This is a genomic window from Luteimonas sp. FCS-9 (assembly GCF_001014645.1).
GTDB lineage: Bacteria > Pseudomonadota > Gammaproteobacteria > Xanthomonadales > Xanthomonadaceae > Luteimonas.
This window is the reverse complement of record NZ_LASZ01000015.1, coordinates 61889-83211: the sequence shown is the minus strand read 5'-3', so window position 1 is coordinate 83211 and position 21323 is coordinate 61889. Positions and strand designations below refer to the sequence as shown.

Genomic DNA, 21323 nt, shown 5'->3' with positions numbered 1-21323 from the left:
TCCTTTAGTGGGCGGTGTCGAAGTCGCCTGCCGACGCCGCCGGCGGGGTCGCGCCGGCCGGCACGGCCTGGGCCTCGAGCTGACGCACCTGCGCCTCCAGGGCCTCGAGCTTCTCGCGCGTGCGCAGCAGCACCGCACGCTGGACCTCGAATTCCTCGCGCGTCACCAGGTCCAGCTTCGCCAGGCCCGACTGCAGCACGGCCTTGAAGTTCTCCTGGAGTTCCTCGCGGCTCTCGCGCAGGCCGGCGGGCACCAGCCCGCTGAGGCGACGCGCGAGCTCGTCGATGTTGTTCAGATCGATCATCAGTCAGTCCTCACGGTGTACGGCCAGCGTCGCCGGCACGCGGGTCGCGTGCAGTCGGCCGCAGCCGCGGCGCCTCGTAGGAAATGCCCCCGGTCGCGGCGCGGGCGCACTAGAACATGCTCACCGGGATGGGCACAAGCGCGCTGCGTCGCGTGGCGCGCATCGTGTGGGGCGGCGCGTGAGGGTGGCGTATCCTTGGCGCATTCCGATCGGAGATCCTGCGATGAAGATGGTCATGGCGATCATCAAGCCGTTCAAGCTCGACGACGTGCGCGAGGCGCTCGCCGAGGTCGGCGTGACCGGCATCACCGTCACCGAGGTCAAGGGCTTCGGGCGCCAGAAGGGTCACACCGAGCTCTACCGCGGCGCCGAGTACGTCGTGGACTTCCTGCCGAAGGTGAAGCTGGAGATTGCGGTGACCGACGACATCGCCGACGCGGTGGTCGAGACCGTGCTCAAGTCCGCGGGCATGGGCCGGATCGGCGACGGCAAGGTCTTCGTCTACGACCTCGAGCGCGTGGTGCGGATCCGCACCGGCGAACTGGACGCCGACGCGCTGTGAGCGGCGGGGCCTTGCGGGTCGCGGTGCTGTGCGGTGGCATCAGCGCCGAGCGTGACGTGTCGATCGCCAGCGGCGCCCAGGTGGTCGGCGCGCTGCGCCAGCTCGGCCACGAGGTCCGGGTCGTCGACACTGCCCATGGCCTGCTCGATGACGCGGCCGAACGCCGGCTGCTGGACAGCAAGGTAGCGGTCGCGCCGCCGGACACAGGCGCGATGGCACTCGTCCCATCGACGGCCGGCGGTCTGGCCTCGGCATTTCCGCGCGATTGCGATGTCGTCTTCCTGGCGCTGCACGGCGGTACCGGCGAGGACGGCACGCTCCAGGCGCTGCTCGATCTGGCGGGCCTGCCCTATACCGGCACCGGCCATTTGGGCAGCGGAATCGCGATGGACAAGGATCTGTCCAAGCGCCTGATGCGTGACGCGGGCGTACCCACGCCCGACTGGGCGATGCATCCGGCGGACGAGGCGCAGATCGCGCCTCTGGGCTGGCCGCTGGTGGTCAAGCCGAACCGGCAGGGCTCGACGATCGGCTTGTCGGTCGTGCGCGAGGCCGCTGCGTTGCAGCCTGCGATCGAGCGGGCCCGGGCGCTCGATCCCGAGGTGATGCTCGAGCGCTTCGTGCCCGGGCGCGAGCTCACCGTCGGCGTGCTGGACGGGCAAGCGCTCGCGGTCGGCGAGATCGTGCTGCCGGCCGATGGCGTGTTTGACTACGAAGACAAGTACCAAGGCGCCGTGCGCGAGGTGTTTCCGGCAGACGTGCCGCCCGCGATCGCCCAACAGGCGCAGACGCTGGCACTGCGCGCGCATGTCGCGCTCAAGCTCGGCGACTACAGTCGCGCCGATTTTCGCCTCGACGCACAGGGCGGGTTGTGGTGCCTGGAACTCAACACGCTGCCGGGCATGACCGCAACCAGCCTGATGCCGCAATCGGCGGCCGCGATGGGCATTGCCTTTCCCGCACTCTGCGAACGGCTGTGTCGGCTTGCGTTGCAGCGTCGTGGGTCCGGTGTACGGGGCGCTGGGTCGGGCGGCGCCGGATGACTGGCCTGCGCCGTGTGATGACGACACGCGCGCCCAGGGCGGCGCAACCCGGCCCCGGGGCGCAGCCGATGGCCAGCGCGGCCGTCGCACTCGCCTGCCTGCTCGCCGCCTGCGACCGCCCCGCGGCAGCGCCGCCGCCGGCGGCGCCGGTGCACGCGGCCGAGCGCGACCATCTCCACCGCCCGGCGTACTTCCGCGAGCGGCTGGCCGAGCTCGCGGCGCGGCCGGAACTGCAGGGCCATCCGCTGCGGCTGCACCGTTTCGCGTACTTCTACGCCGACGGCACGGTGTTGCTGTGGCTGCAGTCGCCCGACGACCCGGCGGCGCTGCTGCGCTACACCTATGCCGACGGCTACCCGGCGTCCGGCATGCGCTGGGAAGTCGTTGCCGCCGGGCACGAGGCCTCGCCGACGGTGCTCGAACCCGACCTGCTCGACCTCGACGCGCTGCCGCTCGAGGGCCTGCCGGTCGCGGCGGCGGCCGCCGACGCGCAACTGCGCCGGATGCGGGCCGAGGCCGGTGCCGATGCCGCATCGCAGGACGCGCTGGCGACCGGTCCCGACAGCCTGTACTACGTGATCGGGCAGGCCGACGGGGGCCCGGGCTGGCGCGCCGACATCAATCCGATTCCGATGCGCTGCGAGCGCACGTGGCGGTTCCACTTCGCGCCGGACGGGGCGTTGCGCGAGGTCGAGGCGATGCCCGACCTCGCACGCCCGGCCGACTGCGACGCCGCGCGCTGAGCCGGGCCCGTGGGCGGCGGCGAGAATGACCCAATGGGACGGTCGCTGACACCGGCCACGCGGATCGGCCTGTCGATCGCGCTGGCCACCGGGCTCTACGGCGTGTCGTTCGGCGCGCTGTCGGTCGCCGCCGGGCTCGACCTGTGGCAGACGATGGCGCTGAGCCTGCTGATGTTCACCGGCGGCTCGCAGTTCGCGTTCGTCGGCGTGCTCGCCGGCGGCGGGTCGGGCGCGGCGGCGTTCGGCGCGGCCAGCCTGCTGGGCGTGCGCAACGCGGTGTACGCGGTGCAGATCAACCGGCTGCTGCGCCCGCGCGGCGCGGCGCGCCTGCTGGCGGCGCAGATGACGATCGACGAATCCACCGCGACCGCGGCCGGCCAGGACGCGCCGGCCGAGCAGCGTCGCGGCTTCTGGGTCGCGGGGCTGGGCGTGTTCGTCTGCTGGAATCTGTTCACGCTGGTCGGGGCGCTGGTGGGCGACGTGATCGGCGATCCGCGGCGCTGGGGCCTGGACGGCGCGGCGGTCGCGGCGTTCGTCGGCCTGCTGTGGCCACGGCTGCGCGGCCGCGAGCCGGTTGCGATCGCGGTGGTCTGCGCGCTGGCGACCGCGCTCGCGATGCCCTGGCTGCCGCCGGGCGTGCCGATCTTGGTCGCGGCGGCGGTCGCGGCCGCGTGGGGCGGGTTCGCGCGGCGTCCCGCGGCCGCCGGAGTCGGCGCGTGAGCGCGACCTGGGGCTGGCTGCTGCTCGCCTGCGCGGTCGCGTTCGCGACCAAGCTGGCCGGCTACCTGGTGCCGGCGGGTTGGCTTGAGGGGGTGCGCATGGCCCGCGTGACCTCGGCGATGACGATCGGGCTGCTCGCCGCGCTGGTGGTCGTCAACGCGTTTGCCGGCAGCGGGGGCGTCGTGCTCGATGCGCGCGCCGGCGCGCTGCTGGTGGCGGTCGTCGCGCTGTGGCGCGGCGTGCCGTTCCTGGGCGTGGTGGTGCTGGGCGCGCTCGCGGCGGCGGCGCTGCGGGCGGCGGGCATCGGCTGAGCAGGTCGGAGCGCGATGCGGGCGATGCGCGGCGGGGCCGCGGCATCGCCCGGGTGCGGATCAGGCCTCCAGCGCCTTCGCCACGAACGGCGGCAGCACCTGCGCGGCCTTGTGGATCTCGGCGCTGTAGTACGCGGTGTCGAAGCCCTTGGCGGCGGCGTCGTCCTGGCGGAAGTCGAAGCCCTGGCCCTTGCGCGCGAGCGTGACGCTCCACCAGCCGGTCGGGTAGCAGGGCTGCGGGAACGGCAGGGTCTGGAACGTGCTGAAGCCGGCCTTGCCCATCTCGGCGCGCATCTCGCGGATCAGATCGAGCAGCGCCAGCGGCGACTCGGACTGCTGCACCAGGATGCCGTCGTCCTTGAGCGCACGGAAGCAGCTGTCGAAGAACGCCTTGTTGAACAGGCCCTCGGCCGGACCGACCGGGTCGGTCGAATCGACGATGACGATGTCCACGCTGCCCGGCGCGCAGTCGCGCATGTAGGCGATACCATCGTCGAACAGCAGCTGCGCACGCGGGTCGCCATTGGAGGCGCACAGCTCGGGGAAGTACTTCTCCGACATCCGCGTGACCTGCTCGTCGATGTCGCACTGCACTGCGCGCTCCACGCCCGGATGCTTGAGCACTTCGCGCAGCGTGCCGCAGTCGCCGCCGCCGATGATGACCACCCGCTTGGGGTCGGCGTGGGTGAACAGCGCCGGGTGCGAGACCATCTCGTGGTAGAAGAAATTGTCGCGCGTGGTCACCATCATCGCGCCGTCGATCAGCATCACGTTGCCCCAGTCGGTGCTCTCGTAGATCTCGATCTTCTGGAACGGCGACTGCACCTCGTCGAGCTTGCCGGTGACGCGGAAGCCGATCGACGAGCCGGTGGGGTCGAAGGTCTCGTGGAGCCAGGTCGGAGCGGACATGCGAAAGGTTCCGGGCAAATGCGGGCCGCGCATTGTAGCCGAGCCCCCATGACGGTCCGGCGCCGGGCGCCCCTGAGCGCGTGTCACCGCAGGTTGCGCCGGCAGCCCCTAGACTATGCGGCCCCTCGCCGATGGACGTCCGCCGATGACTGCCTGGTCGACCGACCACGCCCGCAAGACCTACTCGATCCCGCATTGGAGCGAGGGGTATTTCGACGTCGACGACGCGGGCCGCATCGTCGTGGCGCCCCGCGGCGCGCAGGGCCCGTCGATCGCGCTGGCCGAGGCGGTCGATGCCGCACGTGCGAACGGCGCGCAGCTGCCGATGCTGGTGCGCTTCCCGGACATCCTCGGCGATCGCCTGGCGCGCCTGCAGGCCGCGTTCGCGCATGCGCAGGCCGAGTGGGAGTATTCGGGCGGCTACACGGCGGTGTACCCGATCAAGGTCAACCAGCATCGCGGCGTCGCCGGCACGCTGGCCTCTCACCACGGCGAGGGCTTCGGGCTGGAAGCGGGCAGCAAGCCCGAGCTGATGGCCGTGCTCGCGCTCTCGCGGCCGGGCGGGCTGGTCGTGTGCAACGGCTACAAGGATCGCGAATACATCCGCCTGGCGCTGATCGGCCGCAAGCTGGGCCTGCAGACCTTCATCGTCGTCGAGAAGCCGTCCGAGCTCGCGCTGGTGATGGAGGAGGCCGCCGCGCTTGGCGTGAAGCCGGGCCTGGGCGTGCGCATGCGGCTGGCCTCGCTCGGTGCCGGCAAGTGGCAGAACAGCGGCGGCGACAAGGCCAAGTTCGGGCTCAATCCGCGGCAGCTGCTGGACCTGTGGAAGAAGCTGCGCGACGCCGGCATGGGCGACTGCCTGCAACTGCTGCATTTCCACATGGGCTCGCAGATCTCCAACGTCCGCGACATCGCCAATGGCATGCGCGAGGCGGTGCGCTATTTCGTGGAGCTCTCGCGCCTGGGCGCGCGGATCAGCCACGTCGACGTCGGTGGCGGCCTGGGCGTGGACTACGAGGGCACGCGCTCGCGCAGCTACAACTCGGTCAACTACGGCGTGCGCCAGTACGCGGGCAGCATCGTCCAGCCGCTGGCGCAGGCCTGCGCCGAGCACGGGCTGCCGCCGCCGCGCATCGTCACCGAATGCGGACGCGCGATGACCGCCCACCACGCGGTGCTGGTCGCCAACGTGTCGGAGGTCGAGCGCGCGCCCGAAGGCCGCGTGCCCGACGTCCACAGTGACGAGCCAGCGGTGGTCGCCAACCTGCGCGAACTGCATGGCGAACTGACCGCGCGGCCGGCGGTCGAGCTGTTCCATGAGGCGCAGCATCACCATGCCGAAGGCCTGGCGCTGTACGCGCTCGGCCAGCTCGATCTGGTGCACCGTGCGCGCATCGACGACCTGTTCTACGCGATCGCGCACGCGGTGCGCGCGCGGCTGACCTTCGACGAGAAGAGCCACCGCCCGCTGCTCGACGAGCTCAACGAGCGCCTGGTCGACAAGTACTTCGTCAACTTCAGCGTGTTCGAGTCGATGCCCGACGTCTGGGCGATCGACCAGGTGTTCCCGATCGTGCCGATCGAGCGCCTCGACGAGGCGCCCGACCGGCGCGGCGTGATCGCCGACCTGACCTGCGACTCGGACGGCAAGATCGGCACCTACGTCGAGAACGAGGACCTCGACACCTCGCTGCCGCTGCATCCGCTGCGCCCGGGCGAGCAGTACCGGCTGGGTTTCTTCATGGTCGGCGCCTACCAGGAGATCCTGGGCGACATCCACAACCTGTTCGGCGACACCGACGCGGTCGAGGTGAAGATCGCGGGCGACGGCATCGCGATCGCGCAGCAGCGCCGCGGCGACACCACCGACGTGATGCTCGACTACGTCGGCTACCGGCTCGACGACCTGCGCGCGCGCTACGCGGCGCTGGTCGACGACGCGGCGCTGGCCGCCGACGAGTCGCAGCGGCCCAAGGACGCGCTCGAAGCCGGGCTCACCGGCTACACCTATCTCGACGACACCCCGCTGGCGTAAGCCGCAGGGCTGCGCCGCCGCCGGGGTAATCCGCTCGCTGCGGCGGTCAGCCGCCGCGATGGACCTGGAAGCCGGCGAACGACTGGCTGACCGGCATGATCTCGAGCCGGTTGATGTTCAGATGCGGCGGCAGGTTGGCCACCCACCACAGCTGCTCGGCGATGTCCTCGGCCGTCATCGGTGTGGCGCCGCCGTAGAGCGTGTCCGAGGCGGCCTGGTCGCCGCCGGTGCGCACCAGCGTGAACTCGGTCTCGGCCATGCCCGGCTCGATCGAGGTCACGCGTACGCCGGTGCCGTGGAGATCGGCGCGCAGGCCCAGCGAGAACTGGGTGACGAAGGCCTTGGTGCCGCCGTAGACGTTGCCGCCCGGGTAGGGATAGCTGCCGGCGATCGAGCTGATGTTGAGGATCGCGCCGCGGCGCTCGATCAGCGTCGGCAGCAGCGCGTGGGTCAGCGTGGCGAGCGCGGTGACGTTGGTGTCGATCATCTGCGTCCACTGCGCCAGGTCCGCGCGCTGTGCCGGCGCGGTGCCCAGCGCCAGGCCGGCGTTGTTGACCAGTACGTCGATCCCGCGGAACGCCTCGGGCAGCGTGTCGAGCGCGGCGCGCATCGCCGCGGCATCGCGGACGTCGAACGCGGCCACGTGCAGGCATTCGTCGCCATGGGCGTCGACCAGCGCCTGCAGGCGCTGCGCGCGACGGCCGGTGGCGATCACGCGCCAGCCGCCGGCGAGGAAACGCGCGACGGTGGCCGCGCCGAAGCCGGAGGTGGCGCCGGTGACGAGGACAGTGCGGGACATGGTGGTTCTCCGGAGAGTGGCGCGCCTGCGCCGGGCGCGGGCCGGGCACGCGTGGCGATGCGCCGCGCTGCCGGAACGTTCAGTGCAGTGTCGGTGCGCCGCAGCAGGCCTTGAACTTGCGCCCGCTGCCGCAGCGGCAGGGATCGTTGCGGCCGGGCACGTCGGCGCGCCGCGCCGGCTGCGGGCGGCGGTCGTGCAGCCGCTGCAGGTACATGTCGTGGAGGATGTCGGGCAGGTCGTAGGCGAGGTCGAAACGCTCTTCAAGCGAGAGCATGTCGGCCTCGGCCATGTCGGCGTCGTCGAGCTGCGACGCATCGACGATCGCCAGCCGCGCGATCACGCCCAGGTCGTTCTCGATGCCGTCGTGCTCGCGCATCCAGGCCGACCACGCGTCCTCGTGCTCGGCCGCCGCGCGCAGGAAGCCGGCCGCCCAGGCGGCCGCGAACGGGAAATCGGCGGGCACACCGTCGAGTCCGCCCTCCGCTCCGTCCGTCGCGTCCTCGGCCTCCGGCGGCAGTCCCAGCATCGGCATCAGCGCCTCGTGGGCGACGCCGTCCTCCGGGTCCTGGCGCACGCGCTGCACGATCTCGTCGGACAGGCGCGCGATCAGCGTCTCGGCTTCGCGGGTCTGGCGGGCGTCGCGGCGCGCGACCTCGCCCATGCCCCAGACCAGCGGCAGCGCGGCGTCGAGTGCGACCTCGACCGGGCCGACCGCGAGCGCGGACAGGAAGCCGTCGAGCATCTCCAGGTTGCCCAGGCCCGTCTCGGGGTCGGTGCAACGGTCGAGCAGCACGTCCAGGCGGTCGAGCTCGGCATCGCTCAGGCGGGTGTCGTCGGCCACGGTCACTGCGCCTTGATCGCCAGCGCCGGCAGCCCGCCGTTGCCGAGTTTCTGCTTGGCCTCGGCCAGTTCGGTCGCGCTGCCGTAGGGTCCCATGCGCACGCGGTACACGGTCTTGCCCTGCGCCTGGCCGGACTCGACCCGCGCGCTCAGGCCCAGCAGCGCGATGCGGGCCTTGAGCGCCTCGGCGTCGCCCGATGCGCTGAACGAACCGGCCTGCAGCAGGTAGCGCGCATCGCTGCCGGCGGCCGGCGCGGTCGCGGCCGTGGACGGCGTCGCGGGACGGGCCGGGGTCGTCGCCGGCGTCCTCGCCGGTGTCGGCGTCTCGGGCAGCGGTGCGGGCGCGGTCGTGCCGCCGGCCAGGTCGGCGGCGTCGGGGTGCCGTTCCTGCAACGCCCGCTGCTGCGCCTCGGCGCGCTGCCGACGCTCGGTCTCGGCGCGCGCGCTGGCGGCCAGCTCGGCGTCGGTCATCGGCACTTCCTGGTCGGGCAGCATCGTGTAGAAGTCGTAGTCGGCCGCCGGGGCCGGCTGCGGCTGCGGCTGCGCCGGACGCGGCTGCGGCGCCGGGACCTCGGCCAGTGGGGCCGGGGCCTCCTCGTCGAGTGCGCCGGCGGCCGGCTGCGCGTCGGGATTGGGACGCGGCCGGAAGAAGCCATCCTCGGCGTCGGGCTTGAACAGCCGCGGCACCGCGAGCACGACGCCCAGCGCGAGCACCACGCCGATGATCATCCACGCCCAGCCGGGCAGGCCGCCGGAGCTGCCGCCGTTGCGCCGCGCCTGGGATTTACCGCGTCTTGCCGCCATCACATCGCCTCCGGAGCCTGCACGCCCAGCAGCGCCAGGCCGTTGCGCAGCACCTGTCCCACCGCCGTCGCCAGCGCCAGCCGCGCGTCGCGCGTCGGGGCGTCGTCGACCAGGAACTGGTGATCGTTGTAGTACGTCTGGAAGGCCTGCGCCAGTTCCAGCAGATAGGTCGCGATCAGGTGCGGCTCAAGCTGGGTGCCGGCCGCGGCGACGATCTCGGGCCAGCGCGCCAGGTCGATCAGCACGTCGCGCAGCGCCGTGTCGCGCATGTCCGGCAGCTGCGCCAGGCCGTTCTGCAGGTCGAACGCCAGGCCGCGCTCGGCGAGCTGGCGCTGCAGGCCGCAGATGCGCGCATGCGAGAGCTGGACGTAGTAGACCGGGTTGTCGAGCGACTGGCTGCGCGCCAGGTCGATGTCGAACACCAGCTGCGAGTCGGGCTTGCGCGCGACCAGGAACCAGCGCGTCGCATCGCGCCCGGCCTCGTCGATCAGGTCGCGCAGCGTGAGGTAGCTGCCGGCGCGCTTGGAGAGCTTCACTTCCTCGCCGCCGCGCATCACCGTGACCATCTGGTGCAGCACGTACTCCGGCCAGCCGGCCGGGATGCCGGCGTCGAGCGCCTGCAGGCCGGCGCGCACGCGCGCCAGCGAGCCGTGGTGGTCGGCGCCCAGTTCGGTGATCGCGCGCCGGTAGCCGCGCTGCCACTTGCTCAGGTGGTAGGCGACGTCCGGCACGAAGTAGGTGTAGCTGCCGTCGGACTTGCGCATCACGCGGTCCTTGTCGTCGCCGTAGCCGGTCGAGCGCAGCCACAGCGCGCCGCCGTCCTCGTAGGTGTGTCCGTTGGCGGTGAGCGTGCGCACGGTCTCCTCGACCTTGCCGTCCGCGTACAGCGACGACTCGAGGAAGTAGACGTCGAAGCCGACGCCGAACGCGGCCAGGTCGGCGTTCTGCTCGCGGCGCAGCCAGGCGACCGCAAAGCGGCGGATCGCGTCCAGGTCGCCGGCATCGGCGGTGCCGGTCACGCACTGGCCCTCGACCTCGACCGTGGCGCCGTCCAGGCACGCGCGAGCGACGTCGGCGATGTATTCGCCGTTGTAGGCATCGGTCGGCCAGTCGGCATCGCCGGGCGCCAGGCCGCGCGCGCGCGCCTGCACCGAGCGGGCGAGGTTCTCGATCTGGACGCCGGCGTCGTTGTAGTAGAACTCGCGCTTGACGTTCCAGCCGTTGGCGTCGAGCACGCGTGCGATGCAGTCGCCGATCACCGCCGCGCGGCCGTGGCCCACGTGCAGCGGACCGGTCGGGTTGGCCGACACGTACTCCACGCCGGCGGTCTGCGCCGCGCCGCTGTCGTTGTGGCCGTAGGCGTCGCCCTGGGCGTGCACCGCGACCAGCTGGTCGCGCCACGCGGCCGGGGTCAGGCGGAAATTGAGGAAGCCGGGGCCGGCGATCTCGACCGAGGCGACCGCGTCGTTGACCGGCAGCGCATCGACCAGCGCCTGCGCGATCGCGCGCGGGTTCGAACGGGCCGGACGCGCCAGCAGCATCGCCGCATTGGTGGAGAAATCGCCATGGCTGCGGTCCTTCGGCCGTTCGACGACGAAGGCGGGCGTGGCGAGATCGGCGGGCAGGGTGCCGGCCTCGCGCAGGGCGGCGATGGCCCGCTCGACGAGCGGTTCGATGAGGGCGCGGGACGAGGCGTTCACAGGCACGGGGTGTCGCGGAGTACGGCCGGGCATTGTACGCGAGCGATCCTGAGCGGACCGGTGCGCCGCGGGCGTATGCTTGCGCCCCCCGTTGCCCAGGCCCCCGCGTGGACGCGCTGTTTCCCGAACTGATCTGGCTGGTGTGCATCGCCTTCATGGCCGGCCTGGTGGATGCCGCCGTGGGCGGCGGTGGGCTGGTCCAGGTGCCGGGGCTGTTCACCGCGCTGCCGCAGCAGGCGCCGGCGGCGCTGCTGGGCACCAACAAGTTCAGCTCGATCTTCGGCACCGCCGCGGCGGGCTGGCGCTACGCGCGCAACGTGCGCTTCCCGTGGATGCCGGTGCTGTGCGCCTCGGCGACCGCGTTCGTGTTCGCGTTCGCCGGCGCCACCGCGGTCAGCCTGCTGCCGCGCGACGCGGTCCGGCCGCTGATCCTGGTGCTGCTGGTCGCGATGCTGGCCTACACGCTGGTCAAGAAGGATTTCGGCGCGCTGCACCGCCCGCGCCGGGTCGGCCGCCGGGAGCTCGCGCTCGCGCTGGCGATGGGCGCGGCGATCGGTTTCTACGACGGCCTGTTCGGGCCGGGCACCGGCAGCTTCCTGATCTTCCTGTTCATCCGCTTCTTCGGGCTCGACTTCCTGCGCGCGACCGCAGCCTCGAAGATCGTCAACCTGGCGACCAACCTCGCCGCGTTGTCGTTCTTCGTGCCGTCCGGCCACGTGCTGCTGGCGTTCGCGGTGCCGATGGCCGCGGCCAACGTCGGCGGCGCGGTGGTCGGCACGCGGCTGGCGCTGCGCGGCGGCACGCCGCTGATCCGCAAGCTGTTCGTGGTGCTGGTGGTGGTGCTGATCGCGAAGATGGCCTGGGACACCTTCGCGACCTGAGGGCGCGCGCTCAGCGCCGGCCGCCGCCGACCTCGATGAACTGCAGGAACTCGGCGCGCGTGCGCGCATCGTCGCGGAAGCTGCCGAGCATCGTCGAGGTGATCATGCTCACCCCGCGCTTGTGCACCCCGCGCGTGGTCATGCACTCGTGCGCACCCTCGACCACCACGCCCACGCCCAGCGGCGCCAACGCGCGCTGGATGCAGCCGGCGATCTGCGCGGTCATCTTCTCCTGCACCTGGAAGCGCTTGGCGTAGGCCTCGACGACGCGTGCGAGCTTGCTGATACCCACCACACGCCCCGACGGCAGGTAGCCGACGTGGACCTTGCCGATGATCGGCGCCATGTGGTGCTCGCAGTGGCTCTCGTACTCGATGTCGCGCAGCACGATCATCTCGTCGTAGCCGGCGACCTCCTCGAACGTCCGCGCCAGGTACGCGTCGGGATCGATCGCGTAGCCGCTGAACCATTCGCCGTAGGCCTCGGCCACCCGGCGCGGCGTGTCGAGCAGGCCTTCGCGGGCCGGATCCTCGCCCGCCCAGCGCAGCAGCGTGCGGACGGCGGCCTCGGCCTCGGCGCGGGGAATGCCGTGGCGGGCATCGTCTTGGGAAGCGCTCATCGCGACTCTCGCGGCAAAAACGCTATGGTAGCGCGCCGCCGCGGCGGCGCCCCGGGTCAATCAGGCGTTGCGGTCCCTGCGCCGCGCCGCGTCCTGCTTCGAGGCGGCCGCCATCGCGCAGTGCTGCCAGGCCGCCTCGACCGCGCCGCGCGCCTCCACCCAGCCCAGCCGCGAAGCGCCACGCATCGCATTCCAGTCGCGCTCGAGCTGCGCGGCGACCGCGTCGAATTCCTCGCCCGGATTGCGTTGCCAACTGCGCAGGCCGAGCCGGTAGGCCGGTGCGTAGTCCTCCCAGGTCCGCCCCACCGAGTAGTACGGCGCCTGCTGCAGGGAGGATGCGAACGCCTGCAGCAAGGCGCCCTCGTCGCCGTCTTCGCGTGCGGGCGCATCGAGAATGGGGTCGGGCGTGCGGTAGGCGGGCATGCGGTCGTGCTTCATGGCGCGTCTTCTTCCGGGGCTGCCGGGTCTGGGCCTTGACGAGGGGCGGGAACGTGGGGCGCACGCTATGCCCGCGACCGTGGGACAGCAGTGAAGCGCGCGCGGTGCCTCGGATCGGGTGCAGCCGGCGTTCATCGCGCGCCTGTGCCCGTCGCGTGAATGGAAAAAACTGCGCACCTCACGGGGCCGCGGCGTCGACACCGCTTCGACACGGCCATGACATTCCGCAGGGGCGCCGCAGGCGTGCGCATCGCAGAATGGGGGCCGCATCCACGAGGACTCCGCCCCATGCGCCCCATCGCCGCCGCCTCCACGCTGGCTCTCGCCCTGGCCCTCGCAGCCTGCGCGCCGTCCACGCCCGCCACGTCCGACGCCGTGCAGGCCGGCGCGGACGGCGCACAGTCCGCCCAGGACGAGTCGGCCCGGCTCAACGCCTGGTTCGAGACCCAGTACGAGGCCTTGCTGCAGACCAGCCCGACCCAGCTGACCTTCCTCGGCCGCAAGGACCAGAACGACCGCCTCGACGACGTGTCCGAGCAGGCCAGCCGCGACCGCGTGGCCTGGTTGCAGGTCTCGGTCGCGGAGATGGAGGCGCAGTTCGACTACGACGCACTCGATGCCGAGACCAAGCTGTCGTGGGACCTGTGGAAGCGGCAGTACGAAGGTGCGCGCGACGGCGTGGCGTTCCTCGCCGACGGCTACGTGTTCGACCAGATGAACGGCATGCACAGCGCGTTCCCGACCTTCATGATCAGCATCCACAAGGCCGACGACGAACAGGGCTACCAGGCCTACGTCGCGCGCCTGAAGGCCGCGCCGGCGATGTTCGACCAACTGCTCGGGCGCGGCCGCGCCGCCGCCGCGCAGGGCATCCGTCCGCCGCGGTTCGCATTCGAAGGCGTGATCGACCAGTCGCGCAAGGTCATCGCCGGCGCGCCGTTCGACGACGGCCCCGACAGCGCGCTGTGGGCCGACGCCCAGGCCAAGGCCGACGCCCTGGTCGAGCAGGGCAAGCTGACGCCCGAGCGCGCCGCCCAGCTCAAGGAAGAGGCCCGCGTGGCGCTGGTCGAGCAGCTCAAGCCCGCCTACGAACGGATCATCGCCTGGAGCGAGCAGGAACGGCCCCATGCGCTGGAGAACCCCGCCGGCGTGGGCACGACCCATCCCGACGGCGCGGCGTACTACGCCTACCAGCTGCGCCAGAACACCACGACCGCGATGACCGCCGACGAGGTCCACCAGCTGGGCCTGGACGAGGTCGCACGCATCCGCGGCGAGATGGAGGCCCTCAAGGCGCGCGTCGGCTTCGACGGCGACCTGCAGGCGTTCTTCGCGTTCCTCGACAGCGACAAGCGCTTCAAGTACCCGGACACCGATGCCGGCCGCCAGGCCTACATCGACGACGCCACCGCCGCGATCGACAACATCCGCCAGCACCTGCCCGAGTACTTCGGCCTGCTGCCCAAGGCCGGCCTGGAGGTGCGCCGCGTGGAGGCGTTCCGCGAGCAGCCGGGCGCTGCGCAGCACTACTACCCCGGCACCCCCGACGGCTCGCGCCCGGGCATCTACTACGCGCACCTGTCGGACATGAACGCGATGCCCAAGACCGAACTGGAGGTCATCGCCTACCACGAGGGCCTGCCGGGCCATCACATGCAGATCTCGATCGCCCAGGAATTGCAGGGCGTGCCGACGTTCCGCACCCAGCAGTTCCACACCGCCTATACCGAGGGCTGGGGCCTGTACTCGGAATGGTTGGCCAAGGAGATGCCGGGCACCTACCAGGACCCGTACTCGGAGTACGGCCGGCTGATGTCGGAGATGTGGCGCGCGATTCGGCTCGTCGTCGACACCGGCATGCACGCCAAGGGCTGGACCGAGCAGCAGGCGGTCGATTACTTCCGCCAGAACAGCTCGATCCCGCAGGCGGCGATCGAGTCGGAGATCCGCCGCTACCTGATCATGCCCGGCCAGGCCACCGCCTATAAGGTCGGCATGATCCGCATCCAGGCCCTACGCCGGAAAGCGGAGACCGAACTGGGCGATCGCTTCGACATCCGCGGCTTCCACGACACCGTGCTCGGTGGCGGCGCGCTGCCGCTGGACCTGCTCGAACAGCGCGTGGATCGCTGGATCGCCGAGAAGAAAGCCGGCTGAGCCCCGCTCGTGTAGGAGCGCGCTCGCGCGCGAGGGCTTTCCCGGCAAGCCCCATCGCGCGCGAGCGCGCCTACGGGTGCAGCCTGCGCCTACCGCGTCAGTCGAGCGCCGCCAGCACTGCGGCCGCGAATGCCGCGACGTCGAAGCGCTGCCCGGTCGGGTCCTCGCCGCGGCGCACCAGCACCAGGTCGCGCGACGGCACGACGACGACGTACTGGCCGCGGTTGCCGAACGCGGCGAACGCGTCGGCCGGCACGCCCGGCGAGCGCTGCAGCAGCCACAGCGTCGCGCCGTAGCCGAACGTGCCCTCGGGCTGCGGGCCGGACGGCGTCGTCGCCTGCCGCACCCAGCCCTCAGGCAGCAGCCGACGATCGCCAGCGACGCCGTCGCGCTGCAGCAGCAGCCCGAAGCGCGCGAGATCGCGCGCGGTCGACCAGACCTGGCTCGACAGCACGTAGCCGCCCTGCCAGTCGGTCTCGGCGTACGTGCGGGTCATGCCCGTGGGCCAGAACAGGTCGGTGTAGGGCCGCGACAGCGCCCGCGCGTCGTCGCCGGTCGCTGCGCGCAGCGCATGGACCGCCAGCACGCTGTCGTTGTTGGCGTAGCGGAAACGCGCGCCCGCCGGCGCGGCCAGCGGCCAGCCGGTCGCGGCCTCGGCCACGGTCGCGCCGCCGAAGTACAGCGCATCGGTGCGGTTGCCAGCGGTGTCGCTGTGCAGGCCGCTGGCCATACGCAGCAGCTGGTCGACGGTGATCGCCGCGCGCGGGTCGCCGGCGCGCTGCCATTCGGGGACCGGCGCCGGGCGCGCCGGGTCGAGCGTGCCCTGCGCGGCGGCGGTGCCGACCAGCGCGCCGGCCAGGCTCTTGGCGACCGACCACGTGCGCTGCGGCACGTGCGGGCCGAAGCCGTCGCGGTAGCGTTCGGCGACGATGCGCCCGCCCTGCACCACGACGACCGCGGTCGTGACGTGCCCCTCGCCGAATGCCGTGGCATCGAACGCGCCGTCGAGCGCGGCCGCCAGCGCATGGTCGTCGCCACGTACCGATGCGGTCGCGTCGCGCTCGCCCAGCGGCCAGGGCCGGTCGTCGAGATCGGGCGCGGCGGCATCGAAGCGCGGCAGGGCCGCGACCGCCGCGGCGTCGGCACCGATCGGCAGCTGCGCGCAGCCCAGGTTCGGACGCCAGGCGGCGATGCGTGGTGGCAGCGCCGGATCGAACGCGACCGAGACCGTGCGCGCGTCGCGGTCGATGACCGCGTCCAGCGCCTGCACCTGCGCCTGGTACTCGGGATAGATGCCGCGCAGTTCGACCGCGTCCACCTGCGCCGGGTCGCGGCCGCCGCCCAGGTGCGCGCTGCACAGCGTCAGCGCCTTGTAGCCGGCCGCGACCGCGCGCGCATGCGCCTCGGGCGCCGCCGGCGGCACGGTCTGCGCGAAGGCGGGTGAGGCGACGAGCAGGAGGACGGGCAACAGCTTGCGCATCGAGGGGATTCCACCGGGAGGAAGCCGCAGTCTAGGCCGATCGCGCCGTGCGCCGCCGCTTGCCGCCGCCCGCTTAACGTAATATCTTGAGTTACATGAAACGCGACAGCCGCCTGTCTTCCGTCCTGCACGTGCTGCTGCACATGGCCCAGCACGACGGCCCGCTGACCTCCGAGACCCTGGCGCGCGCGCTGGGCACCAATCCCGTCGTCGTGCGCCGCACGCTCGCCAGCCTGCGCGAGCGCGGCTACGTCGCCTCGGCCAAGGGCCCGGGCGGCGGCTGGACGCTGGGCTGCGACCTGCGCACGGTGACGCTGCTCGACATCTACCGCGCGGTCGGCGAGCCGACCGTGTTCGCGATGGGCCACCGGCTGGCGCAGCCCGAGTGCCTGGTCGAACAGGCCGTCAACGACGCGCTCGACGTCGCCTTCCGCGATGCCGAGGCCCTGCTGATCGCGCGCCTGGGCGAGGTGACGCTGGCCGAGCTGGCCGCCTCGTTCGCGCGGCGCATGCCGCACGCCCCTTCCGTCCCCTGCGAGCGCACCGACCATGCCTGACCATCCCGAATCCTTCGATGCCGTCGTCGTCGGCGGCAGCTATGCCGGCCTGTCGGCCGCGATGCAGCTCGCCCGCGCGCGCCAGCGCGTGCTCGTCGTCGATGCCGGCCAGCGCCGCAACCGCTTCGCGTCCGCCTCCCATGGCCTGATCGGCCAGGACGGACGCGCACCGGACGCGATCGCCGCCGACGCCCGCGCCCAGGTGCTGGCCTATCCGACCGTCACGTGGCGGCAGGCGACCGCGGTGCGCGCCGACGGCGGGATCGGCCTGTTCGCGGTCGAGGACGACGCCGGCCATCGGGTGCAGGCGCGCCGGCTGGTGCTGGCGACCGGCGTGGTCGACACGCTGCCGCCGATCGACGGCCTGCAGCCGCGCTGGGGCCGCAGCGTGTTCCACTGCCCGTACTGCCACGGCTACGAACTCGACCGCGGCCGCATCGGCGTGATCGCCGTCAGCGAGGTCTCGATGCACCACGCGCTGATGCTCCCCGACTGGGGCACGGTGACGTTCTTCCTCGACGGTCGCTTCGCGCCCGACGATGCGCAGCGCGCCGCGCTCGCCGCCCGTGGCGTGCGCATCGAGCCGGCGCGGATCGCCGTGGTGTCCGGGCATGCGGACGTCGAACTCGAGGATGGCCGACGGGTCGCGTGCGACGGCCTGTTTGTCGCCAGCCGGACCCAGGTCGCCAGCCCGCTGGCCGAGCAGCTCGGCTGCGCGTTCGAGGACGGGCCGCTGGGCGCCTTTGTGCGCACCGACGCGACGCAGGCCACGTCGGTCCCCGGCGTCTTCGCCTGCGGCGACGCCGCGCGCGCCGCGCACAGCGTCGCGCTGGCGATCGGCGATGGCGCGATGGCCGGCGCCGCGACCCACCGCAGCCTGCTGTTCGACTGAACCGGCCATCGCGGCGCTTTGCCCGCGCCGCGCGCACGCGGCATCATGGCGGGCTGGAACCGCCCACCACGACGAGGAGCGCGCGCATGAAGCGATCGAAGACGACGGCCCTGCTGCTGATGGGCGCCGCGCCCCTGCTGTTCACCGCCTGCCAGCGCGAGCAGCCGGTGCAGATGCAGGAAGGCCTGTTCACCTCGGTCGAGCGCTGCACCGAGCAGACCGGAGACGCCTCCAACTGCCGCGTCGCGTTCGAGCAGGCGCGCCAGCAGGCCGCCGATGCCGCGCCGCAGTACGGCAGCCGCGAGGCCTGCGCGCAGGACTACCCGGCCGAGGACTGCGTCGAGCAGCGCACCTCGACCGGCCATTCGTTCATCGGGCCGATGATGGCCGGCTTCTTCCTGTCGCAGATGATGAGCGGCAACCGCGCGGGGCTCGCCCAGCAGCCGGCCGCGGGCCAGGCGCGCGGCGCCGCGCCCGGCCGCCCGCAGGCCACGCCGGCCTGGCGCAGCAACACCGATGGCTGGTTGCGGCCCTCCGGCGCTGCGGGCGCGACCGCCCCCGGCCGCGCCGGTCTGACGCCGGTCGCTGCCACTCCGGACCGCGCGATGACCGCGCAGCGCGGGGGCTTCGGCGCCTCGGGACGCGGCCGCAGCAGCGGCGGCTGAGCGTGCGGCGGATCGCGATCGTCGAGCGCGGTGACTGGCGCGCGCGCGCTGCCGAAAGCGGTTTCCGATTCCACACCATCGACGGTGCCCGCTACTGGGACGAACGCGCCTACTACGCGTTCACGCTGCGGCAGATCGAGGACGACCTCGAGGATCCGAGCGCCGAGCTGCACGCGATGGCGCTCGATCTCGTCGACGAGATCGCCGGCAGCGATGCGCTGATGCAGCGCCTGGCGATCCCCGCCCCGTTCCGCGACTGGGTCGCCGAGAGCTGGCGCCGCCGCGAGGGCCATCTCTACGGCCGTCTGGACTTCGCCTACGACGGCCAGGGTCCGGCCAAGCTCTACGAGCTCAACTACGACACCCCGACCTCGCTGTTCGAGGCTGCGTTCTTCCAGTGGCAGTGGCTGGAGGACCAGCGCGAGGCCGGCCGCCTGCCGGCCGACGCCGACCAGTTCAATTCGATCCACGAGGCGCTGGTCGAGCGCTTCGGTGCGCTGTCGACGCAGCTGCCGCCGCCGCTGCTGTTCGCCGCCTCGCGCGACTCCGAGGAAGACCAGGGCACGGTCGACTATCTGCGCGACTGCGCCGCCCAGGCCGGCCTGCACGGCGCGCCGATCGCGATCGAGGACGTCGGGCTGGCGGACGACGGCCGCTTCACCGATCTCGACGACACCGTGATCGGCACGCTGTTCAAGCTCTACCCGCTCGAGGACCTGTTCGCCGAGGATTTCGGCCGCGCGCTGCCGGGCTCCGGCCTGCGCCTGCTCGAGCCGCCGTGGAAGGCATTGCTCAGCAACAAGGGCGTCCTGCCGCTGCTGTGGGAACGCCATCGCGGCCATCCCAACCTGCTGGCCGCGGAATTCGACGACGGCGGCGCGCTGCCGGCCGGCTGGGTGCGCAAGCCGCTGCATTCGCGCGAGGGCGCGAACGTCGCCATGCACCTGCCCGACGGCCGCTGGCTCGAGAGCGAAGGCCCCTACGCCGGCCCCTGCATCCGCCAGGCGCTGCATCCGCTGCCGCAGTTCGACGGCTGCTACCCGCTGGTCGGCAGCTGGGTCGTCGGCGACGTCGCCTGCGGCATCGGCATCCGCGAGGACGACGGCCCGATCACCCGCGACAGCGCCCGCTTCGTGCCGCATGCGATCGTCGAGGACGACGCACAGGTCTCGCTCTACGCCTGAGGGCGCGGCTCATACTCCGCAGCCCCAGGGAAGGGCTTGGCGCGCGGCCGCGTGCGGCCATTGCAGCCGGGATCGCCGCCGCCAGCGACGCCGATGCCACGCGCACGGCCCGCGCCTGCGATCATGTGCGCATGACCGAGCCCACCGCCTTCGACACTCTTCCGCTGTCGCCCGCCCTGCTGCAGGGCGTCGCCGCGCTCGGCTACGCCGCGATGACCCCGATCCAGGCCCAGGCGCTGCCGGCCATCCTCGAGGGCCGCGACACCATCGCGCAGGCGCCGACCGGCAGCGGCAAGACCGCCGCGTTCGGGCTGGGCCTGCTGCAGCGGCTCGATCCGGCGCGCGTGGAAACCCAGGCGCTGGTGCTGTGCCCCACGCGCGAGCTCGCCGACCAGGTCGCGAGACAGTTGCGCCGGCTCGCGGTCGGCATCCCGAACCTGAAGGTCTCGGTGCTGTGCGGCGGCATCCCGCTGGGCCCGCAGCTGGCGTCGCTGACCCACGATCCGCACGTCGTCGTCGGCACGCCCGGCCGCATCCAGGAACTGGCGAAGAAGAAGGCGCTGCACCTGCGGCACGTGCGCACGCTGGTGCTCGACGAAGCCGACCGCATGCTCGACATGGGCTTCGAGGAACCGATCCGCGACATCGTCGGGCGCACGCCCAAGACCCGCCAGGGCCTGCTGTTCTCGGCCACGTTCCCCGACGACATCCGCGCGCTGGGCGCGGCGATGCTGCGCGATCCGGTCGCCGTCGGCATCGAGGGCGATGCCGAGGCACCGGCCATCGAGCAGATCTGTTTCGAGGTCGAGCCCGCGCGCCGCGCGCCGCTGCTCGCCGCGCTGCTGCTGCGCTACCGCCCCGAATCGGCCGTGGTGTTCTGCAATACCCGCGCCGACGTGGCCGAGGTCGCCGGCTCGCTGGCGCACTACGGCTTCGCGGCGCTCGCATTGCACGGCGACATGGAACAGCGCGACCGCGACGAGGTGCTGCTGCAGTTCGCCAACCGCAGCTGCGCGGTGCTGGTGGCCAGCGACGTCGCCGCCCGTGGGCTGGACGTCGAGGACCTGGCCGCGGTCATCAACTTCGAGTTGCCGCACGACGCCGACAGCTACGTGCACCGCATCGGCCGCACCGGACGCGCGGGCCGCACCGGCCTGGCCCTGAACCTGGTGACCCCGCGCGAACTGCCGCGTGCCGCCATGATCGAGGCGCACCTGGGCCGGCCGCTGCGCTGGGAAACACTGCTGCCGCTGTCGGGCAAGGCGGCCAACGTGCCACCGGCGGCGATGGCCACGCTGCGCATCGATGCCGGCCGCGGCGACAAGCTGCGCCCCGGTGACATCGTCGGCGCGCTGACCGGCGAGGCCGGCCTGCACAAGGACGCCATCGGCCGGATCGACGTGTTCGCGACCCGCAGCTACGTCGCCATCGCGCGCAGCCAGGCCGCGCAGGCGCTGGCGCGGCTGCGCGAGGGCAGGATCAAGGGGCGGCGGTTCCGGATCACGCGGCTGTAGCGCCGCGTATCGGCCGTGCTGCGACGCGCGCTCAGCGCCCGCGCCATCGCGCCCACAGCGCGCGGATCGCCGCGTAGGCCACGCCGATCGCCAGACCGAGGCCGATCCACTGCAGCAGGGTCATCCGGGTATCTCCGTAGGGGTCGGCGGGCGATCGTACCGCCCG

Annotated in this window: 22 protein-coding genes; 13 read left to right on the top strand and 9 right to left on the bottom strand. The window is 72.4% G+C overall.

Annotated elements, in window-relative coordinates; translation table 11 throughout:
* Positions 1 to 4 precede the first annotated feature (4 nt).
* Complete coding sequence (locus tag WQ56_RS13020; RefSeq protein ID WP_047137553.1) at positions 5 to 304, bottom strand: accessory factor UbiK family protein; 300 nt, start codon at positions 302 to 304, stop codon at positions 5 to 7.
* 223 nt (positions 305 to 527) lie between these two features.
* Between WQ56_RS13020 and WQ56_RS13015 the strand changes: the two genes are divergently transcribed.
* From WQ56_RS13015 to WQ56_RS12995, 5 genes are all read left to right on the top strand, one after another.
* Positions 528 to 866, top strand: a complete 339-nt coding sequence (locus tag WQ56_RS13015) for a P-II family nitrogen regulator (RefSeq protein WP_047137552.1) — start codon at positions 528 to 530, stop codon at positions 864 to 866.
* A complete protein-coding gene (locus WQ56_RS13010; RefSeq protein ID WP_197076488.1) occupies positions 863 to 1909 on the top strand; it encodes a D-alanine--D-alanine ligase in 1047 nt (348 codons plus the stop codon). Before WQ56_RS13015 ends, WQ56_RS13010 begins: the two co-directional genes overlap by 4 nt.
* A gap of 68 nt (positions 1910 to 1977) precedes the next feature.
* Positions 1978 to 2652: a hypothetical protein gene (locus WQ56_RS13005; protein WP_047137551.1), complete on the top strand. Its 675-nt coding sequence runs from the start codon at positions 1978 to 1980 to the stop codon at positions 2650 to 2652.
* A 33-nt stretch (positions 2653 to 2685) separates the two neighbouring features.
* Complete coding sequence (locus WQ56_RS13000) at positions 2686 to 3372, top strand: AzlC family ABC transporter permease (RefSeq protein WP_047137550.1); 687 nt, start codon at positions 2686 to 2688, stop codon at positions 3370 to 3372.
* Entirely contained in the window at positions 3369 to 3683 is a 315-nt protein-coding gene (locus WQ56_RS12995; RefSeq protein ID WP_047137549.1) for an AzlD domain-containing protein, read from the top strand. The genes WQ56_RS13000 and WQ56_RS12995 overlap by 4 nt, the downstream gene beginning before the upstream one ends.
* A gap of 60 nt (positions 3684 to 3743) precedes the next feature.
* On the opposite strand, the gene speE is transcribed toward WQ56_RS12995, so the two are convergent.
* Positions 3744 to 4592 carry a polyamine aminopropyltransferase gene (gene speE, locus WQ56_RS12990; protein WP_047137548.1) on the bottom strand — a complete coding sequence of 283 codons (849 nt, stop codon included), beginning with the start codon at positions 4590 to 4592 and terminating at the stop codon, positions 3744 to 3746.
* Between the two features lie 145 nt (positions 4593 to 4737).
* On the opposite strand from speE, the gene speA reads away from it, so the two are divergent.
* Positions 4738 to 6627 (top strand): arginine decarboxylase, encoded by a 1890-nt coding sequence (gene speA, locus WQ56_RS12985; protein WP_047137547.1) that lies wholly within the window; start codon positions 4738 to 4740, stop codon positions 6625 to 6627.
* Between the two features lie 46 nt (positions 6628 to 6673).
* Here speA and WQ56_RS12980 read toward each other — a convergent pair whose 3' ends face one another.
* The 4 genes from WQ56_RS12980 to argS all read right to left on the bottom strand — a co-directional run bounded on the left by WQ56_RS12980 (position 6674) and on the right by argS (position 10770).
* Positions 6674 to 7426, bottom strand: a complete 753-nt coding sequence (locus WQ56_RS12980; RefSeq protein ID WP_047137546.1) for an SDR family NAD(P)-dependent oxidoreductase — start codon at positions 7424 to 7426, stop codon at positions 6674 to 6676.
* Positions 7427 to 7505: 79 nt separating this feature from the next.
* The gene (locus WQ56_RS12975; protein WP_047137545.1) at positions 7506 to 8267 is read right to left on the bottom strand and encodes a UPF0149 family protein; all 762 of its coding nucleotides are present in this window, start codon (positions 8265 to 8267) and stop codon (positions 7506 to 7508) included.
* A 2-nt stretch (positions 8268 to 8269) separates the two neighbouring features.
* A complete protein-coding gene (locus WQ56_RS12970) occupies positions 8270 to 9070 on the bottom strand; it encodes an SPOR domain-containing protein (RefSeq protein WP_047137544.1) in 801 nt (266 codons plus the stop codon).
* Complete coding sequence (gene argS / locus WQ56_RS12965) at positions 9070 to 10770, bottom strand: arginine--tRNA ligase (RefSeq protein WP_231583418.1); 1701 nt, start codon at positions 10768 to 10770, stop codon at positions 9070 to 9072. Before argS ends, WQ56_RS12970 begins: the two co-directional genes overlap by 1 nt.
* 107 nt (positions 10771 to 10877) lie before the next feature.
* Between argS and WQ56_RS12960 the strand changes: the two genes are divergently transcribed.
* A complete protein-coding gene (locus WQ56_RS12960; RefSeq protein ID WP_255350615.1) occupies positions 10878 to 11651 on the top strand; it encodes a TSUP family transporter in 774 nt (257 codons plus the stop codon).
* A gap of 10 nt (positions 11652 to 11661) precedes the next feature.
* Here WQ56_RS12960 and folE read toward each other — a convergent pair whose 3' ends face one another.
* Together folE and WQ56_RS12950 are read right to left on the bottom strand one after the other, a co-directional pair.
* Entirely contained in the window at positions 11662 to 12270 is a 609-nt protein-coding gene (gene folE / locus WQ56_RS12955; protein ID WP_047137542.1) for a GTP cyclohydrolase I FolE, read from the bottom strand.
* A 60-nt stretch (positions 12271 to 12330) separates the two neighbouring features.
* Positions 12331 to 12708 carry a hypothetical protein gene (locus WQ56_RS12950; RefSeq protein ID WP_052773009.1) on the bottom strand — a complete coding sequence of 126 codons (378 nt, stop codon included), beginning with the start codon at positions 12706 to 12708 and terminating at the stop codon, positions 12331 to 12333.
* A gap of 288 nt (positions 12709 to 12996) precedes the next feature.
* Between WQ56_RS12950 and WQ56_RS12945 the strand changes: the two genes are divergently transcribed.
* Positions 12997 to 14865 (top strand): DUF885 domain-containing protein, encoded by a 1869-nt coding sequence (locus WQ56_RS12945; RefSeq protein WP_047137541.1) that lies wholly within the window; start codon positions 12997 to 12999, stop codon positions 14863 to 14865.
* 97 nt (positions 14866 to 14962) lie between these two features.
* On the opposite strand, the gene WQ56_RS12940 is transcribed toward WQ56_RS12945, so the two are convergent.
* Positions 14963 to 16345, bottom strand: coding sequence for a serine hydrolase (locus WQ56_RS12940; protein ID WP_047137540.1), 1383 nt, complete (start codon positions 16343 to 16345; stop codon positions 14963 to 14965).
* A 95-nt stretch (positions 16346 to 16440) separates the two neighbouring features.
* On the opposite strand from WQ56_RS12940, the gene WQ56_RS12935 reads away from it, so the two are divergent.
* From WQ56_RS12935 to dbpA, 5 genes are all read left to right on the top strand, one after another.
* Positions 16441 to 16902 carry an Rrf2 family transcriptional regulator gene (locus WQ56_RS12935; RefSeq protein WP_047137539.1) on the top strand — a complete coding sequence of 154 codons (462 nt, stop codon included), beginning with the start codon at positions 16441 to 16443 and terminating at the stop codon, positions 16900 to 16902.
* Positions 16895 to 17794, top strand: coding sequence for an NAD(P)/FAD-dependent oxidoreductase (locus tag WQ56_RS12930; protein WP_047137538.1), 900 nt, complete (start codon positions 16895 to 16897; stop codon positions 17792 to 17794). The genes WQ56_RS12935 and WQ56_RS12930 overlap by 8 nt, the downstream gene beginning before the upstream one ends.
* A gap of 86 nt (positions 17795 to 17880) precedes the next feature.
* Positions 17881 to 18459 (top strand): DUF1190 domain-containing protein, encoded by a 579-nt coding sequence (locus WQ56_RS12925; RefSeq protein WP_047137537.1) that lies wholly within the window; start codon positions 17881 to 17883, stop codon positions 18457 to 18459.
* Between the two features lie 2 nt (positions 18460 to 18461).
* Positions 18462 to 19643: a glutathionylspermidine synthase family protein gene (locus WQ56_RS12920; protein WP_047137536.1), complete on the top strand. Its 1182-nt coding sequence runs from the start codon at positions 18462 to 18464 to the stop codon at positions 19641 to 19643.
* Between the two features lie 131 nt (positions 19644 to 19774).
* The gene (gene dbpA / locus WQ56_RS12915; protein WP_047137535.1) at positions 19775 to 21157 is read left to right on the top strand and encodes an ATP-dependent RNA helicase DbpA; all 1383 of its coding nucleotides are present in this window, start codon (positions 19775 to 19777) and stop codon (positions 21155 to 21157) included.
* Positions 21158 to 21323: the final 166 nt, after the last annotated feature.